Here is a 16,106-nt window from a genome sequence, read left to right on the forward strand (position 1 = left end):
TGCACGGGGCTTCGGCCCGGCCGTGAGATGGATTATGCATGCGCTCCTCAACCGCGCTGCATGCGCATCCACAGGGCAGCCCTGCCGATCCAGACGCTGCTCACCTGCTGGTGCTTTGCGTACTGCCGCTGCTTACCAGCGTGCGTTGAGGCCCAGCTGCGCACTCACACTGCGATACCCAGCATCGCCACGCTGCAGGCCGAGGTCGCCCCACGCCGACCAGCGCGTCCCCAACTGCAGCATCGCACCGCCGCGCACTTCGTAACGGTTCTTCGGCACCGCACCCTCGATCAGCGCATCGTCCATCCAGATCCGGTTTCCGCCACCCTCGTGAAGCCAGTGCGCAGCAACGAACGGCTGCACGCGGCGCTCCTCGGTGCGCACGTCACCACTCAGGCGCACGCCCAATCGAGAGGAAAGCCCCCCCGCGGCACCGACGGCGACCTGGGTGCCGTTGTGTTCGGTGATCCGGTCGGCACGATAGTCGGTGTAGGTGAGCTGCAGCTGCGGCTGCACCATCAGTTGGGTCCCGCTGCGCATCCGCATGGCCCACGCGTAGCCGGTCTCAACCGAGGCGGCCTGCGTCTGCGCGTCCTGACGCTCCTTCGCCAGACCGATGCCCTGCACGGTGTTGCGGTAGCGGCCATGCTGGACCCAGCCATCGGCATACGCGCCCGTTCCCTCGCCCGGACGCTGCAGCCACGTCGCATAGATGCCCAGCGCACCGCCCTTTACCGTGCCCGTCGCCGCATAACCGCTCAGCCGCGAACGCACGTCGGTCGAGGCCTGCCCGGCCGCCAGCAGCACACCGGCGCTGCCCTGGCTGGCCCCGCCCCAATGCAACACATCCAGGCCGCCCATCAGCACCGTTGCACGGCCTGTCAGTGCCAGCTGCCCGGCGACGTCCTGCCGGGTCTGGCTGCTGCTGACACGCAGCCAACCGGCACCGCGCACCTCGCCCATGCCGTCAGCACCATTACGGTCCTGCAGCCGATGCTGGAACAGGGACACGGCGGCCGCCTGGTTGGCCAGATAGGCCCCCGCTTCGGGCCGCACGATCTGCGGCGGCGGCGGGCGATCGCAGGCGGTGTCGCCTTCCGCGGCTTCGCAGGGATCCGGCGGTACGATGCCGCAGCCGGGGCCAGTGGGGTCGGCCTCACACGGTTCCGGCGGCGGTACGATGCCGCAGCCAGGGCCGGCGGGGTCGGCCTCACACGGTTCCGGCGGCGGTACGATGACGCAGCCGGGGCCGGTCGGGTCGGCCTCACACGGTTCCGGCGGCGGTACGATGACGCAGCCTGGGCCAGTGGGGTCGAGATCGCACGGTTCCGGCGGCGGCACGATGACACAGCCTGGGCCAGTGGGGTCGAGATCGCACGGGTCCGGCGGCGGTACGGTGACGCAGCCGGGGCCAGTCGGGTCGAGATCGCACGGGTCCGGCGGGGTCGGGGTCAGCGCAGAGCGCAGGTACCAACCCCCATCGCCGGGCGTGGTGACGCCGCCCTTGTGCAGGAAATAGTCATAGCTGCCTGCCACGGCCCGCCCGTTCAAGGTGTAAGCCGCATCGGACCGGCCATCGACCTGGATCAGCTGGATGCCGTTGCTCGTCTGCGCGCCCAGGCCGTGCACATTGTTGACCTGGATGCCCGCGCTGCCGCGGGTGTCGCCGCGCACGTGCAGGAAGTCGATCAGCGAGGTGTCATCGCCCAGCGCGCCGTTGAAGATCAGCAGCGCATTGTTCGCCTCGACGTCGCCGGACACGGTGAGCCGGTTGAAGCTCGTGCTGCCCGCTGCCGACAGGGCCAGGGTGCTGTCCTGCAGGTTCAGCTGGCCGACGCTGGCGTCCCCGGTGAGGGTCCAGCGGCTGTTGTCGGACAGCGCCACCTGGTTGACCGCGGTAGTGGCGCCCACCCAGTGCGAACGGCCGTTGAGGCGTACGCGGATGTCGGCCAGTACCGGTACGCCGGCGGCAATGTCCTCCGGGGTGATTGCGATGTCGCCCTGCGCGTAGACATCCTGGTCCAGGTGGAGCTCGAACGGGCTCGAAAAAGCAGCATCCACATCCATCAACGTCCCATTGCCGCCGATCAGCTGGGCGCCGTTGCGTGCTGCCACCTCGCGCGCGGTACGCACCCACAATGCAGCATGGCGCTCACTGATCAGCGAGCCGCCATCGATATCCAGCCGGCCGTTGGCATTGACCACGCCTGCATAGGCCTCCAGGCCCTGGGTGCGCACGTGCGTGTCGCGCAGCGTCAGCTCCCCCGGGCCACCGCTGAGCACGCCGTAGCCCTTGGCGCCAGTGGTCAGCAGGGTGCTGTCGCGCAGATGCACGATGCCGCCAAGACGTGCGACCGCACCAATGCTGCCTGCGCCGGTGGTGGTGACGTCGACGCCATCGGCTTCGAAGAGCGGCTGCGTCCCACCCGCGTCGTAGGACGCATACAGACCATGCGCCGAGGCGCCACCGGTGTGCATCGTCACCCCATCCAGCGTTGCAACGCCTTGGCGATTGTCGATGCCCACCCCACCATCGCCGCTGGTGGTGATGCTGCCGCGAAGCATGGTCAAAGCAGACGCTCTGGGCATCCAGATGCCGTTGCGCCGGTTTGCGGTGATCTCCACATCGCTCAGCCGCACATCGCTGCCGTCGCCGTTGATGTTGATCCCGTAGCCCCCGGCCGTGATCGTCGTCCCGATGATGTCGGCCCGGCTGTTCGCCCTGAGGTAAACACCATCGCCACGCTCGTGGTCCGAGCGCAGTGCACTGTTCTCGATGCGCAAGGTGCCACCGCTGAGTTCAACGCCCATGGCGTATTCGCCGGCGACGTGGAGATCGGAATTGATCAGCGACAGCGTAGCGCCCCCCGCCACCCGCGCCCCGGCGCTGCCATCGGCTGCGGTGCTGACCTGCACGTTGTCGCCCTCGATGCGTCCACCATTGAGCGCATACAGGCCGTCAGAGTAGCTGGCACCGGTCTGGATCCGTGCATCGCGCAGCGTCACCACTCCGTTGTCTGCCATCACGGCGTGGGACCGGTCACCGCTGGTCTGGATGTGGCCTCCCACCATCTCCACCTGCGCAGTGCCGGTGGCCAGCACCCCGTGCGACCCGCTACCGGTGGTTTCCAGCGTCGCATTGCCCATCACCAACGTGCCCGAATCGACCTGCGCCGCCGTGCTGCCCCGGCCACTCGTGGCGACCCTGGTGCCCTGTCCGCCAGCATCGGCCTGCAGCTCGATGCGGCCGCCCGTGGCGACAGAAAGCCCAACCGCACTGGCCCCCGAGGTGGTGATGTCGCCCGCAGCGAAGATGAGCGTGCCAGCACTTTCGGCGCGGGCGGCGGCCGTATTGGCACCGCTGGCGGTAAGCGATACGGGCCCGCCGGAGCCGATACTGCCGCCATTGAGCGCGTGGAAGACATACCCGGCGGCTCCGTCATCGGCGGACGCATAGCTGCCCGAGATGACGTCGAGCGGGTGACCATCGGCGACGACCGGCCCCAGGCTCTGGGCCAGGACGGGCCCGCTGCACGCGCAGGTCGCGGCAATGGCGAGCGAAAGCGGGCGCAGACGGTTCAGGCGACTGAGGGTGCGAGTGGTCATGTCGGGATAGCCGGTCGTTATGAAGCCGACGACTTTAGGAGCGCTGCCCTCTTGAAGATATGCAATTAGTTGTAATGTCACAGACGCCGGCATGTCCTTAACGCGACGATATCCGCCCAGATCGCGAGAGACGCGGTGCCATACACGGCTTACGCTTGCCCCGTCGATGCCCATGGCTCCATCCGCTCCTGATCCTGCCCCCATGACCACTGAAACCGCTGCCCCGCCCGTCCTCCCCACCGAACCCCTCACCCCCGCCCCCAACCAGGGCTTTGCGATCCGCATCGTCGGTGCCGCAGCGTTCGCGCACCTGCTCAATGACATGATCCAGGCGGTGCTGCCGGCGGTGTACCCGATGTTCAAGAGCGAGTTCTCGCTCACCTTTGGCCAGATCGGCATCATCGGCCTGGTGTACCAGGTCACGGCCTCGCTGCTGCAGCCGTGGGTGGGCATGTACACCGACAAGCGGCCGCTGCCGTATCTGCTGCCCTCGGGGATGATCGCCACGTTCGTCGGCATCGCGCTGATGGCGATGGCCACGAGTTACGAAATGCTGCTCATCGCCGCGGCCATCGTTGGCATCGGGTCGGCCACCTTCCATCCGGAAGCCTCGCGCGTAGCGCGGATGGCCTCGGGCGGTCGCTTCGGTACCGCGCAATCCACGTTCCAGGTCGGTGGCAATACCGGCTCGGCGATCGGGCCGCTGCTCGCCGCCGTCATCGTGATTCCGCATGGGCAGCGTGCGATCGCCTGGTTCATGCTGGCGGCCGCATTGGCCATCACCGTGCTGTTCCGCCTCACCGGTTGGACCGTGCAGCATGGTCAGGCCAAGATGAAGAGCCTGGCCAAGAGCCATGGCGTCGGGCTGAGCCGTGGCAAGGTGATCCAGGCCATCGCGGTGATCGCAGTGCTGATGTTCGCCAAGTTCGTGTACATCGCCTCGTTCACCAACTACTTCACCTTCTACCTGATCGAACGCTTCGGCCTGAGCGTGCAGCAGAGCCAGATGTACCTCTTCATCTTCCTGGCTTCGGTCGCGCTGGGCACCTTCATTGGCGGCCCGGTCGGGGACCGGATCGGTCGCAAGGCGGTGATCTGGATTTCCTTCCTGGGCGTGGCGCCGTTCGCGCTCGCCCTGCCCTACGCCAACCTCATGGGCACCGCCGTGCTGGCAGTGGCCATCGGGCTGATCATGTCCTCGGCATTCGCTGCGCTGGTGGTGTATGCGCAGGAAGCGGTGCCGGGCCGCGTGGGCATGGTGTCGGGCCTGATGTTCGGCCTGATGTTCGGCATCGGCGGTATTGGTGCAGCCGGGCTGGGCAACCTGGCCGACGTGCATGGCATCGTATGGGTCTACCACTTCACCTCGTACCTGCCACTGCTCGGGCTGGCGACGGCGTTCCTGCCGAAGACGACGATGCACTGAGGCGTTTGCCTCAGTGGAAGAACTGACTCGGCAGCTGGCCGAAGCGCTTTTTGAACATCGCGGTGAAGGCGCTCGGACTGGCATAGCCCAGCGCGAGCGCCACGTCGATCACCTTTTCGCCGTGCGCCAACTGTTCCAGTGCACGCAGCAGGCGCGCCTGTTGCCGCCATTGCCCGAAGGTCATGCCCAGCTCGCGTGCGCACAGGCGCTGGATGGTTTTGACATCCACGCCGAGGCGGCCGGCCCAGTCCTGCAGGGTGGACGGATCGTCGGGCATGGATTCCAGCTGCCGGCCGATCGCCTGCAAACGTGGATCGGCGGGCTGCGGCAGGTGCAACGGCAGTACCGGCAGCATCTGCAGCTCATCCAGAATCAACTGCATCAGCCGCCCGTCGCGCGAATCCGGCCGGTACGCTGGCGGCACCTCCATCGCGGCATGGATCAACGCCGCCAGCAACGGCGTCACCGATACGGTTGACGCGCTCGCCGGCGGGTGGGCGATCGCCTGCGGCAGGATGTACAGGCTGCGCATGCCGACCGCGCCGATGCAGCTGACCTTGTGGCCCATGCCGGCCGGGATCCAGATCGCGCGCGTGCTGGGCACTACCCAGCGCCCTGCCCCGGCCTGAACCACCAGCACGCCGGTTTCGGCGTAGACCAGTTGATGGCGGTCCGGATGGTGATGCAGCGCGATGATCGTGCCGGCAGGATACTCGCGCGCCCGGCAGAACACGGGCGTTTCCGGGCCGGCCGGCAGGCGTTTACCTTCGCCGACGCTTGGGGCGATGTCCCTTTTCCGATATGGCATGGCAATACCCTCGCAAACGACCTGCCGGAGGACTGTAGCGTGTCCAGCGTGTTTTCGATATCGGGCCGGTGCGGCTATCGGGGCTTGGGTGGCGCCACGATTTCGATCCAGGTCGGTGCATGGTCGCTGGGCTTTTCCAGCGCCCGCACCCAGCGGTCCACGCCCGCGTCCTTGAGGCGAGGCGCAAGCACCGGATTGAGCAGCAGATGATCGATGCGCAGCCCGCGGTCGCGGGCGAAGTGTTGGCGGAAGTAATCCCAGAACGTGAAGATCTGCGTGTCACCGTGCACCGCACGCAGGCTGTCGGTCCAGCCCTGCCCGAGCAGCGCCTGATACGCATCGCGCACCTCGGGCTGCAGCAGCGCGTCTTTGCGCCACGATTTGGGGTCGTAGATATCCGCATCCGTGGGCACGACGTTGAAGTCGCCAATCAACGCGACCGGGTGCGGCAGCGCGACCAGGCTGTTCGCGTGCCGATGCAGGCGTTGCATCCACGTCAGCTTGTAGTCGAACTTGGGCCCCGGCTGCGGATTGCCGTTGGGCAGGTACAGGCCGCCCACGATCACACCATGCGCAGCCGCTTCCAAATAGCGGCTCTGGTCGTCTTTCGGATCGCCAGGCAGGCCACGCCGGCTCTCGATCGGGTCCTGGCCGCGCGCCAGCAGCGCGACGCCATTCCATGAGCGCTGTCCCTGCCAGATGCACCCGTAGCCTGCATCGCGGATGGCGGCCTCCGGGAAGGCCTCCTGGGTCGCCTTGAGTTCCTGCAGGGCAACGATATCCGGTTGTTCGCGCGCCAGCCACGCGAGCAGATGCGGCAGCCGGGTCAGCACGCCGTTGACGTTGAAGGTCGCGATTTTCAGGCGCTTTCTGGCAGGCATGGTACGTGCTGCATGGCGGCGGAGACAGGCCTCGAGGATTGCCCTGCGCCAATCAACCTGCCGCGAATGCCAGGCGAGCATGGCGTGACGATGCCGGCGCCTTGATCGTGCATTGACCCTCGCCGCGTCACAGTAAGCGCTGGTTCCAGGCTGACAAGGTGCAACCATTGCGCGGAAGGTCATGAAGACGTGGAAGGTTCTACCGCGGCGCTTCTACCAGCGCCACCCGGCCGAGGTGGCGCCCGAGCTGCTGAACAAGCTGCTGGTGCGCGATGACGGTCGCGCGGGGCGCATCGTGGAAGTGGAAGCGTACGCAGGGGACCAGGACCCGGCGGCGCATTCGTATCGCGGCATGACCGCGCGCACCGCCACGATGTTCGGTGAAGCGGGTCATCTGTACGTATATTTCAGCTATGGCATGCACTGGGGCTCGAACGCGGTGTGTGGCGAGATCGGCCAAGGCTGGGGCGTGCTGCTGCGGGCGCTGGAGCCGGTGGCGGGACTGGCGTTGATCCAGGAGGCGCGGCCGGCGATCAAGCGCGCGCGCGATCTGGCCAGTGGCCCGGGCCGGCTGTCGCAGGCGATGGGCATCACCAACGCCCTGGACGGCGCGGATCTGGTGCGCAATGACCGTGGCATCCGGATCGTGTCCGATGGGATGGCGCCACCGCAGGCCCCGGTGGTCGGGCCGCGGATCGGCATCAGCAAGGCGATCGAGTTTCCGTGGCGCTGGCATGTACCGGCGCATCTGCATGTGTCGGGACGCACGGCGGCGAAGAAGAGGGGCGGGACCACATCGTGAGTGCCTCACCGTCCGCCACCTCCCCCGCCCGCCGCGTACGACGCTGGCTCGTACGGGTGTTCGTGCTTGTCGTCTGCATCGTGGTGGCCGGGGTGGTGTGGAACAGCCCCATCGCCGAATCGCCCCGGGCGCTGTGGCGCCTCTCGCAGATGCCCGCCCCCACTGCCCTGCCTGTGCCGGTAGCCGGCGTTGCCGCACGCCAGGTGGCCGATACGTTCGGTGCACCTCGCGGGCGCGACCGTACGCATGCCGGCGTGGATATCTTCGCCAAGCGGGGCACCGAGGTGCGCAGCGCCACCCCGGGGATCGTTGCCGATATCCGCGAGAGCGGCCTGGGCGGGCGGCAGGTCTGGGTAATGGGGCCGGCGCGCGAGCGCTATTACTACGCCCATCTGGATGACTGGCGCGAAGACCTGGCGCGTGGCGACATCATCGCGCAGGGCGACGTGCTGGGCTACGTCGGTGACACCGGCAATGCCAAGGGCACGCCGCCGCATCTGCACTGGGGCATCTATGGAGCCGACGGCGCCTACGATCCGCTGCCTTTGCTGAAAGCGTGGCCAGACGCGCCCTGAGCGCGTGCAGAGCCCCTTCACAACAAAGTGCACCGGACTAACACCCACGCGCCTAGCGTCGGACGCTCAAACCCACCGGCAGCACCTCCATGGCGATCAAGACCGCAGAAGACCTGTTCATCCACGAACTTTCGGATATCTACAGTGCAGAAAAGCAGCTGACCAAGGCGCTGCCCAGGATGGCGCGCGCCGCCTCCAACCCGGACCTGGCCGCCGCCTTCACCCTGCACCTGGACGAAACGCAGGGGCAGATCGAGCGCATCGATCAGGTCGTCGAACTGCTGGGCATCCGGCTCAAGCGGATCAAGTGCGCTGCGATGGAAGGCCTTGTCGAGGAAGGCAAGGAGGCCATCGACAGCATCGAAGAAGGCCCGGTGCGTGATGCCGCACTGATCGGCGGTGCGCAGAAGGTCGAGCATTACGAAATCGCCTCGTACGGCACCATCGCCGCATTGGCCAAGCAATTGGGCTACAAGGCGGCGGTGCCACTGCTGCTGGAAACGCTCAAGGAAGAGAAAGACACCGACGAGAAGCTGACCCTGCTGGCCTTGGCCGGCGGCGGCAATGCCAAGGCCGCTGCGGCCTGATCGCCACCACAAAGGAGCCTTGCATGTCGCTGCGCCCACCCGTTCTCTACCACGCCTCGCTCGAACACGCCGACGCGGACGAAGCCGCGCACATCCGCGAGCTGACCGAGGTATTCGCGCGCATGGCGTTGACCGTGGCCGAGCAGGAAGGCCATGCGCATCGTGCGGTCCATGCCAAGGGCCAGGGGTTGTTGAAGGGGCGGCTGCGCGTGCTGGATGGATTGCCGGCGGAGCTGCGCCACGGCCTGTTCGCGCGGCCGGGAAGCTACGACGCACGGGTGCGCCTTTCCTCCCCGCCGGCCGAGCAGCTCCCCGATGCCGTGTCCACTCCACGCGCGATGGCGCTGAAGGTGATCGGCGTGGAAGGCCCACGTGCCGAAGGTGCCGAAGAACAGCACACGCAGGATTTCCTGATGGTCAACGGCCCGGCCTTCAACACACCCGGCGTGGCCGGCTTCCTGCGCGCGGCCAAACTGCTGGCCGCCACCACCGAGCGGATGCCCCGCACCAAACGCATGATCTCGGCGACGTTGCGCAGTGCGGAGGCGGCGCTTGAAGCGCTCGGCGGGCAAAGCGCCACGTTGAAGGGCATGGGCGGCGAGCCGCAGCATCACCCGCTGGGGGAGACCTTCTTCACCCAGGTGCCCTTCCTCTACGGCCCGTACATGGCCAAATTCTCATTGGCCCCTGTCTCACCTGCCCTGCTCGCACTGACCGGTGACAAGATCGGCTCGGACGAGGATGCACAGCGCGAGGCGGTGGTGGCCTTCTTTACCGACCTCCCCAATCCGGTGGAGTGGGAGCTGCGGGTGCAGCTGTGCCGGGACGTGGAGCGCATGCCGATCGAGGATGCATCGGTCGCCTGGCCCGAGGCCGACAGCCCGTTTCTCCCGGTGGCGCGCCTGAGCGTGGCGCAGCAGCAGGCGTGGCAACCCGACACCTCGCCCGGCATCGAGGATGCACTGGCGTTCGCGCCGTGGCACGCGCTGGCCGAGCATCGTCCACTCGGCGGTTTGAATCGCGCGCGCCGCGTGGTGATGGCCGCCTCGCGTCAGTTCCGCTCGCGGTTCAATGGGTGTCCGATCCACGAGCCGGTGGGCTGAGGCCAGCTTCGGGCGCAGGCGCGAGGTGCGCCTCAGCGGATGTCGTGCAGTTCCATGGCGCGCATCACGATCGGCTTGGCCCAGTCCGGGGTCTGCAGCAGCTCGATCGCCGAGGCCGGATAGTGCAGCCCGTTGCGGTCCAACTGCAGCACGGGCAGCGGTTCGGCGCCATCGGCATCGGCCGGGGCACTGTTGTCGTAGACGTGCAGCTCAGCCAGGTGCGGCAGCAGGGCCAGCAGGTTCTCGCGCGATGAATCGTAGCGGGCGCGGATCTTGTCGGCGGGAATATCATGCCCGCCGCGGCTGACCCGTGCGGCCACGCGTTCGATGTGCAGCGCCACGCTCTGCAGGCCGCAGAACCAGATCGCCACATCGTGGCGGTCGCAGGCCTCGCGTAGCAGGCGCGGGATGGTATTGCCGCCCAGCGTGGTTTCGAACGCGAAGTCGGTGCCTTCGTCGATCGCCTGCCGCAGCCGGCGCGCGCCTTCGTTCCACGCCGCGGCATTGGCCTCGCCCAGCGACCAGCCCGTCTCCACCAGGCGGCGGGTGAACGTATCCGGGTTGAACCAGGTCAGGCCTTCTTCTTCCAGCCACATGCCCAGCAGCGAACTCTTGCCGGCGCCATTGACGCCGGCCAGCACCAGAATGCGTCCCATCGGTCAGAGCGGACTGCCGAGGGCAACCTTGCGGCCGCGGCGGATCGGCTGCCCCAGTACCTTGCCCAACCCGCCATCGCGGCCAAGGCTGGCCAGCGTGGTATCGAAGGCGTCGCGCAGACGTTCCAGCTCGCCCAGGCGCTCGTCGGCATCGCCGCCGGCGGCCTTGGCCAGCAGTTCCTGGTAGGTCTTGATGTCCACGATCACCGCTTCGGGGTGATTGTGGTTGGTGATCACCAGTGCCTGCTTCTCGCGGACGGTGCGCATCAGGCTGGGCCAGCCGCGGGTTTTCACCGACGAGGCCGTGGCCTTCTCAAGGCCGGGCAGATCCAGTGGCAGGGTCATGGCACGCTCCAGGACGGGATGTGCCCACTATACCCCTTCTGGCCAAATTGGACATAAATCCCATTTTGGCCAGAGGGGGGGGGGCGGCTGCCGGTCAGTGGGACATCGAGTACGGCTGCTCGGCGCCCTGCCCCGGCCAGGCCTTGTTGGGCTCGGCCTGCAGGGTGAAGCGCAGCTCCCCGCCGGCCAGGATCTCGTCGTGGCGCAGGAAGGTGCGCTGCAGCGGCTGGCCATTGAGGGTCACCGAACCGACATAGTCGTGGCCCTTGCCCAGCCCGTCGGTGACGATGGTGAAGGTCCTGCCGTTGGGCAGGTGCAGCGCCGCCCTGGGCAGGAACGGACGGCCGATGATGTACTCGCCGCTGCCCGGCGCCACCGGGTAGAAGCCCAGCGCGGTGAACACGTACCACGCCGACATCTGGCCCAGGTCGTCATTGCCGGCCAGGCCATCGGGACGGTCGGCGTACTGGGTATCCATGATCTGCTTCAGCCGGGCCTGGGTGCGCCACGGCTGGCCGGCATGGGCATACAGGTAGGCCACGTGATGGCTGGGCTCGTTGCCGTGCGCGTACCAGCCGATCAGGCCGGTGATGTCTTCCATGTGCTCGAAGATGGACGGGTCGACCTTGGCCTCGAACACCTGGTCCAGACGGGCCAGCAGCGCATCGCTGCCCCCGTGCGCGGCGGCCAGGCCGGCCACGTCGTGCGGCACGTACCAGGAGTACTGCCAGGCGTTGCCTTCGGTGTAATCCGTGCCGTAGCCGCTGGCGCTCGGATCGAACGGCGTGCGGAAGCTGCCATCGCGCTTGCGCGCCCGCATGAAACCGGTGTCCTTGTCATAGGCATTGCGCCAGTTCGTGGCGCGCTTCTCGAACTCGCTGGCGACCTGGGTGTTGCCCATCGCCTTGGCCATGCGCGCGATGGTCCAGTCGTCGAACGCATATTCCAGTGTCTTGCTGGCGGCCTCGCCTTCTTCATCGATCGGCACCCAGCCCAGCTCGCGGTACTGCGCGATGCCGTCGTACGGGCCGTAATTCGCGGTGGCCACCATCGCCGCCAACGCCTTGTTCTCATCGAACCCGCGGATGCCCTTGAGGTAGGCATCGGCGATCACCGGCACGGCGTGGTAGCCGATCATGCACCAGGTTTCCTGACCGTGGAACGCCCAGACCGGCAGCATCCCGTAGGCGCTGTTGTGCTGGTGCGCGAGCAGTGAATTGATGAAATCGCTGTTGCGCTTCTCCGACTGCACCAGGGTCAGCAGCGGATGCAGGGCGCGGTAGGTGTCCCACAGCGAGAACGTCGAGTAGTTGGTATAGCCCTCGGCGCGGTGCACGGCATTGTCCGAGCCGCGGTACTGGCCATCGCTGTCCATGAACACGGTCGGCCCGAGCAGGCTGTGGTACAGCGCGGTGTAGGCGCTGCGACGGTCGTGCTCGGGGCCGTCGATATCCAGCACCGACAGTGCCTGCGTCCATTGCGTTTTCGCCTCGGCACGGACACGGTCGAAATCGAAGCCCGGTACTTCACTCTCCAGGTTGGCGATCGCACCGGCCTCGCTGACCGACGAGATCGCCACCGTCACCACCAGCGGCGTGTCCAGCGTGCCGAAATCGAAGGTGCCGACCAGCTGGCGGCCTTCGATCTGCGCACGCTGGGCCGGGCTCTGATGCCCCGGCGGCGGGAAGCCTTTGTAGGCGATGTCGGTTTCGGTGTTGTGGAAGGCGTGACCGGTCAGCGGCCGCGAGAAGCGCATCGCGAAATACAGCTGGCGCCCCGGTGCCCAGCCGCGGGTCTCGCGGAAGCCGGTGATGGTGCCGTCCTCACGGGCGCGCAGGCGCGACCACATGATCTTGCCGGGGTAGTCGTAGAGGCTGGTGCGCAGGTCCAGCAGCACGCGTGCGGGCTGGTTGGCCGGATAGGTATAGCGATGCACGCCGACGCGGGTGCTGGTGGTCAGCTCGGCGCGCACCTTCGGATCATCCAGGGTGACGGCGTAGTAGCCTGGTTCGGCGCGCTCGTCGTCGTGGCGGAAGCGCGAGGTATAGCCGCTGCCGGGTTTGTCCGGATCGCCCCGCTCCAGGCTGGCATCGGTGCGCACCGGCATCAGCAGCACATCGCCCAGATCGGAATGGCCGCTGCCGGAGAAGTGCGTGTGCGAGAAGCCGACGATGCTGGTGTCGTCATGCCGGTAGCCCGCCGCCCAGCCATACGCCTTCTCGCGCGGCTGGATGCGGGTGTCCGGGCTGAGCTGCACCATCCCGAACGGAACGGTCGCGCCGGGATAGGTGTGCCCCTCCCCGGCCGTGCCGATGAACGGATCGACCGCCGCATAGGCGCGTTCGCCGAGCTTCGCCGGTGCCGCCGTGGCCGTGCCGGCCACCAACATCGCGCCTACCGCGAGCCCCAACCACCGCACCGTCCCCGTTTTTGTCATGGCGTTGAATTTAGATCGATTCAGGTGAGGTTGATCCTAGCACTGGCCGATCGAGCTGACATGTTGCGGTGCGGGTGTTGCCGGCGCCGGGCCGAGCGGACGGCGCCTACGCGGGACGCGCATCCTCCGGCACCGCAGCCACCGGCAGCGTCGGCTGGGTCGCATCCACCGTGACCGGCTCGTCGCTGTGCATCAGCGCACGGGCTTCGGCCTCGCTGGCTACCGCCGGCGGCGAACCACGCAGCGGCATCCCGGCCGTCTCACGCACGAACAGCATGGTGATCACGCCGATCACCGCCGCGCCCATCAGGTAGTACGCCGGCACCAGCGGATCGCCGGTGCGCTCCACCAGCCAGGCGGTCACCAACGGCGTGGTGCCACCGAACAGCGAAACCGAGACATTGAAGGCGATCGACAGCGCGCTGTAGCGCACCGGCGTGTAGAACAGCGCCGGCAGCGTGGACGGCATCGAGCTGGTGAAGCACACCAGCGCCACGCCGAGCAGCATCAACCCGAGGAAGATCAGCCAGTCATTGCCACTGCCGACCAGCTTCAGGCACGGGATCGCCAGCAGGAACAGCGCGATGCAGGCACCAATGATCATCGGGCGGCGGCCCAGGCGATCGCTGAACAACCCGCCCAGCACATTGAGCGGCATCATCACCAGCATCACGATGATGATCAGCAGCAGGCCCTTGCTCTCGGCGTAGCCCATCGTGACGCTCAGATAGCTGGGCATGTAGGTGAGCAGCATGTAATCGGTCACGTTGAACACCAGCACCAGGCCGACACAGATCAGCAGCTGTGCCCAATGCACGCGGAACAGCGCGCCCAGACCAGGGCGCTCGTGATCGCGCTTCTCGGCCTCTTCGGCATACGCGCGGAAGGCAGGTGTCTCTTCCAGCTTCATGCGCATGTACAGGCCAAGCAGACCCAGCGGACCGGCCACCAGGAACGGAATGCGCCAGCCCCAGTCCAGCATCTGGGTGCTGCTCAGGGCCATGTGCAGTGCGGTGACCGTGCCGGCACCGGCGATGTAGCCACCCAGCGTGCCGAACTCCAGCCAGCTGCCCATCAGGCCGCGGTTGCGGTCGGTCGAATACTCGGCGATGAACGTCGCCGCGCCGCCGTACTCACCGCCGGTGGAGAACCCCTGCACGATGCGGGCAAGCAGCAACAGCGCTGGCGCCCAGATGCCGATACGGTCGTACGAGGGAATCAGGCCGATGCTGAAGGTACCGGCAGCCATCAGGATCATGGTGGCCGCGAGCACCTTCTGCCGCCCGTACTTGTCACCCAACGGGCCGAACACCAGGCCGCCCAGCGGGCGCACCAGGAAGGCGACGGTGAAGGTGGCAAACGTGGCGATCAGCTGTGCGGTCGGGCTGCTGTCGGGGAAGAACACGTGGCCGAGGGTGACGGCGAGGTAGCCGTAGACACCGAAATCGAACCACTCCATCGCATTGCCGAGCGCGGCGGCGCCAACGGCCTTCTTCAACATGGGGCGATCAACGACGGTGACTTCGTCGACATGCATCTGGCGGCGGCGTTTGAACCAGCCGAAATGAGCGTGTGCGGCAGGCAGGTCCTGCATCTGCTTTCTCCTGGAAGCAGGCCATCGCGGCGCCCGAGGTCCCGCGCACGGCACAGGAAATACCGCCTCTGATGACACAGCGCGATGCGCGAGGAGGGGTTGCAACAGACGATCCCGGACGGCCGCGTGGACTCAGCGACGCTGCGGGAAGGATGACCAGGAAGCGGGCAATGGCCCGGGGGTGATCAAGCGGACCATATTACTACACTTGGCGCACTCGATCCCCTCCATGCGTGTCTGCGGCGCATGGAACAGCGTGTTTCAAGCTGTTTCCCTGGCGCTACTGGCCGCGTTCCAGCGCGTCGATCAGCGGCGCCAGATCCTCGCGCTGATGCGGCCGCACCGCCCGCGCGATTTCCTGGCCATCGCGAAACAGGATCACGGTCGGCCACAGCTTCACGGCAAAGGAGCGGCCCAATGGCCGCCCCTTCCCATCCTCGACCTTCAGGTGCGTCGCATCGTAGCCGCCAAGGAACTTCTGCAACAGGGGCTGGGCGGCACTGCAATGGCCGCACCAGCCGGTGCCGAATTCCAGCAGCACCCATCCGCTGCCCGCATCGATCTCGGCGCGGGTGATGTCCGATGGGCTGTACTCACGCACGAAGGCCATGGGCGGTCCTCAGGACAGTGCGCGCTGGATATCCTCCAGCGGCGCGTTGGTGAAGTCCTTGGCGAGATCCTTGATCAGGCGCTCCTGCGTTTCCTTGTGCAGCAGCGGGCGGATACGGCCCAGCGTCTGCGGATCGGCGATCAGGATCAGATGTGCGTAGCGGTTCTTCAACGCGTCTTCGTTCAACTGCGCCGCAACCTGCTTGGCAAACGTCGCCTCGTTGAGCTGGGAAATCGTCATTTCCTGCGGCACCGAGCCGGACGGGCCCTGCCCGGACGCGCCGGTTTCGCTGACGGCCTGCAGCTGCAGTTCCCCCTCCTGCTTGAGTTGCAGCTTATGCGCCGTGCCGACGTTGGTGAACACGCGGGCCGAGCCGCCATCGGCGACAACAACGAGGGTACCTTCGGGGATCTGCTGACTCATCATCTACTCCTTATGGGGAAAGCCGAGCGCGGTTGCACTCTGACTCTGGGTCCACCGTAGGCAACCGAGTGTGTGCGCAGTGCATAGGGATGTATGCATCCTGTATGCAGCCCCGCAGGCACGCATCGTTCGCCGCCGCAAGAACGCCGATGCAGGTCGATCCGCCAGCCGTGGCGGTGGTTTGGATTCCGTTTACTGACGCATTTGCCTCTACTGTTCGGATGCCCGGCCTTTCTAAACTGCGCACACGCCT

13 protein-coding genes and 1 pseudogene are annotated in these 16,106 nt (G+C 66.9%); 5 read left to right on the forward strand and 9 right to left on the reverse strand.

The annotated features are described in order from the left end of the window. Window positions 1–132: 132 nt before the first annotated feature. Complete coding sequence (locus QMX81_RS07060; RefSeq protein WP_282260033.1) at window positions 133–3,606, reverse strand: autotransporter outer membrane beta-barrel domain-containing protein; 3,474 nt, start codon at window positions 3,604–3,606, stop codon at window positions 133–135. Between the two features lie 202 nt (window positions 3,607–3,808). On the opposite strand from QMX81_RS07060, the gene QMX81_RS07065 reads away from it, so the two are divergent. Beyond that, window positions 3,809–5,032, forward strand: coding sequence for an MFS transporter (locus QMX81_RS07065; protein WP_282260034.1), 1,224 nt, complete (start codon window positions 3,809–3,811; stop codon window positions 5,030–5,032). Window positions 5,033–5,042: 10 nt separating this feature from the next. Here the strand turns inward: QMX81_RS07065 and QMX81_RS07070 are convergent, their stop codons facing one another. Then, a complete protein-coding gene (locus QMX81_RS07070) occupies window positions 5,043–5,840 on the reverse strand; it encodes a helix-turn-helix transcriptional regulator (protein ID WP_152154324.1) in 798 nt (265 codons plus the stop codon). A 104-nt stretch (window positions 5,841–5,944) separates the two neighbouring features. Further along, window positions 5,945–6,721: pseudogene (gene xth / locus QMX81_RS07075) on the reverse strand (exodeoxyribonuclease III); the annotation flags it as partial. A 181-nt stretch (window positions 6,722–6,902) separates the two neighbouring features. On the opposite strand from xth, the gene QMX81_RS07080 reads away from it, so the two are divergent. From QMX81_RS07080 to QMX81_RS07095, 4 genes are all read left to right on the forward strand, one after another. Beyond that, entirely contained in the window at window positions 6,903–7,523 is a 621-nt protein-coding gene (locus QMX81_RS07080; protein WP_121036883.1) for a DNA-3-methyladenine glycosylase, read from the forward strand. Continuing rightward, window positions 7,520–8,098 (forward strand): M23 family metallopeptidase, encoded by a 579-nt coding sequence (locus tag QMX81_RS07085; RefSeq protein WP_121036884.1) that lies wholly within the window; start codon window positions 7,520–7,522, stop codon window positions 8,096–8,098. Before QMX81_RS07080 ends, QMX81_RS07085 begins: the two co-directional genes overlap by 4 nt. Before the next feature lie 89 nt (window positions 8,099–8,187). Then, window positions 8,188–8,685, forward strand: a complete 498-nt coding sequence (locus tag QMX81_RS07090) for a ferritin-like domain-containing protein (protein WP_121036885.1) — start codon at window positions 8,188–8,190, stop codon at window positions 8,683–8,685. 23 nt (window positions 8,686–8,708) lie between these two features. Further along, window positions 8,709–9,788: a catalase family protein gene (locus QMX81_RS07095; RefSeq protein ID WP_152154320.1), complete on the forward strand. Its 1,080-nt coding sequence runs from the start codon at window positions 8,709–8,711 to the stop codon at window positions 9,786–9,788. Window positions 9,789–9,820: 32 nt separating this feature from the next. Here QMX81_RS07095 and QMX81_RS07100 read toward each other — a convergent pair whose 3' ends face one another. The 6 genes from QMX81_RS07100 to QMX81_RS07125 form a co-directional block, all read right to left on the reverse strand. Next, window positions 9,821–10,444: a hypothetical protein gene (locus tag QMX81_RS07100; protein WP_121036887.1), complete on the reverse strand. Its 624-nt coding sequence runs from the start codon at window positions 10,442–10,444 to the stop codon at window positions 9,821–9,823. 3 nt (window positions 10,445–10,447) lie between these two features. Then, on the reverse strand, window positions 10,448–10,789 hold the full coding sequence (locus QMX81_RS07105) for a type II toxin-antitoxin system prevent-host-death family antitoxin (RefSeq protein ID WP_121036888.1): 342 nt from the start codon (window positions 10,787–10,789) through the stop codon (window positions 10,448–10,450). A gap of 94 nt (window positions 10,790–10,883) precedes the next feature. Next, window positions 10,884–13,178, reverse strand: a complete 2,295-nt coding sequence (locus QMX81_RS07110; RefSeq protein WP_282260070.1) for a GH92 family glycosyl hydrolase — start codon at window positions 13,176–13,178, stop codon at window positions 10,884–10,886. Window positions 13,179–13,332: 154 nt separating this feature from the next. Further along, entirely contained in the window at window positions 13,333–14,820 is a 1,488-nt protein-coding gene (gene proP / locus QMX81_RS07115) for a glycine betaine/L-proline transporter ProP (protein WP_121036890.1), read from the reverse strand. A 280-nt stretch (window positions 14,821–15,100) separates the two neighbouring features. After that, window positions 15,101–15,430, reverse strand: coding sequence for a thioredoxin family protein (locus QMX81_RS07120; RefSeq protein WP_282260043.1), 330 nt, complete (start codon window positions 15,428–15,430; stop codon window positions 15,101–15,103). 9 nt (window positions 15,431–15,439) lie between these two features. After that, window positions 15,440–15,853, reverse strand: coding sequence for a host attachment family protein (locus tag QMX81_RS07125; RefSeq protein WP_152154312.1), 414 nt, complete (start codon window positions 15,851–15,853; stop codon window positions 15,440–15,442). Window positions 15,854–16,106 lie beyond the last annotated feature (253 nt).

The organism is Stenotrophomonas sp. PS02301 (assembly GCF_029959485.1).
GTDB lineage: Bacteria > Pseudomonadota > Gammaproteobacteria > Xanthomonadales > Xanthomonadaceae > Stenotrophomonas > Stenotrophomonas maltophilia_Z.

Bases quoted from the DNA above. Each gene is read 5' to 3' on its own strand.
- QMX81_RS07090 (WP_121036885.1), top strand. From the start codon at position 8,188: ATGGCGATCAAGACCGCAGAAGACCTGTTCATCCACGAACTTTCGGAT.
- proP (WP_121036890.1), bottom strand. From the start codon at position 14,820: ATGCAGGACCTGCCTGCCGCACACGCTCATTTCGGCTGGTTCAAACGC.
- QMX81_RS07100 (WP_121036887.1), bottom strand. From the start codon at position 10,444: ATGGGACGCATTCTGGTGCTGGCCGGCGTCAATGGCGCCGGCAAGAGT.
- QMX81_RS07065 (WP_282260034.1), top strand. From the start codon at position 3,809: ATGACCACTGAAACCGCTGCCCCGCCCGTCCTCCCCACCGAACCCCTC.
- QMX81_RS07110 (WP_282260070.1), bottom strand. From the start codon at position 13,178: ATGTTGGTGGCCGGCACGGCCACGGCGGCACCGGCGAAGCTCGGCGAA.
- QMX81_RS07125 (WP_152154312.1), bottom strand. From the start codon at position 15,853: ATGAGTCAGCAGATCCCCGAAGGTACCCTCGTTGTTGTCGCCGATGGC.
- QMX81_RS07060 (WP_282260033.1), bottom strand. From the start codon at position 3,606: ATGACCACTCGCACCCTCAGTCGCCTGAACCGTCTGCGCCCGCTTTCG.
- QMX81_RS07095 (WP_152154320.1), top strand. From the start codon at position 8,709: ATGTCGCTGCGCCCACCCGTTCTCTACCACGCCTCGCTCGAACACGCC.
- QMX81_RS07080 (WP_121036883.1), top strand. From the start codon at position 6,903: ATGAAGACGTGGAAGGTTCTACCGCGGCGCTTCTACCAGCGCCACCCG.
- QMX81_RS07105 (WP_121036888.1), bottom strand. From the start codon at position 10,789: ATGACCCTGCCACTGGATCTGCCCGGCCTTGAGAAGGCCACGGCCTCG.
- QMX81_RS07070 (WP_152154324.1), bottom strand. From the start codon at position 5,840: ATGCCATATCGGAAAAGGGACATCGCCCCAAGCGTCGGCGAAGGTAAA.
- QMX81_RS07120 (WP_282260043.1), bottom strand. From the start codon at position 15,430: ATGGCCTTCGTGCGTGAGTACAGCCCATCGGACATCACCCGCGCCGAG.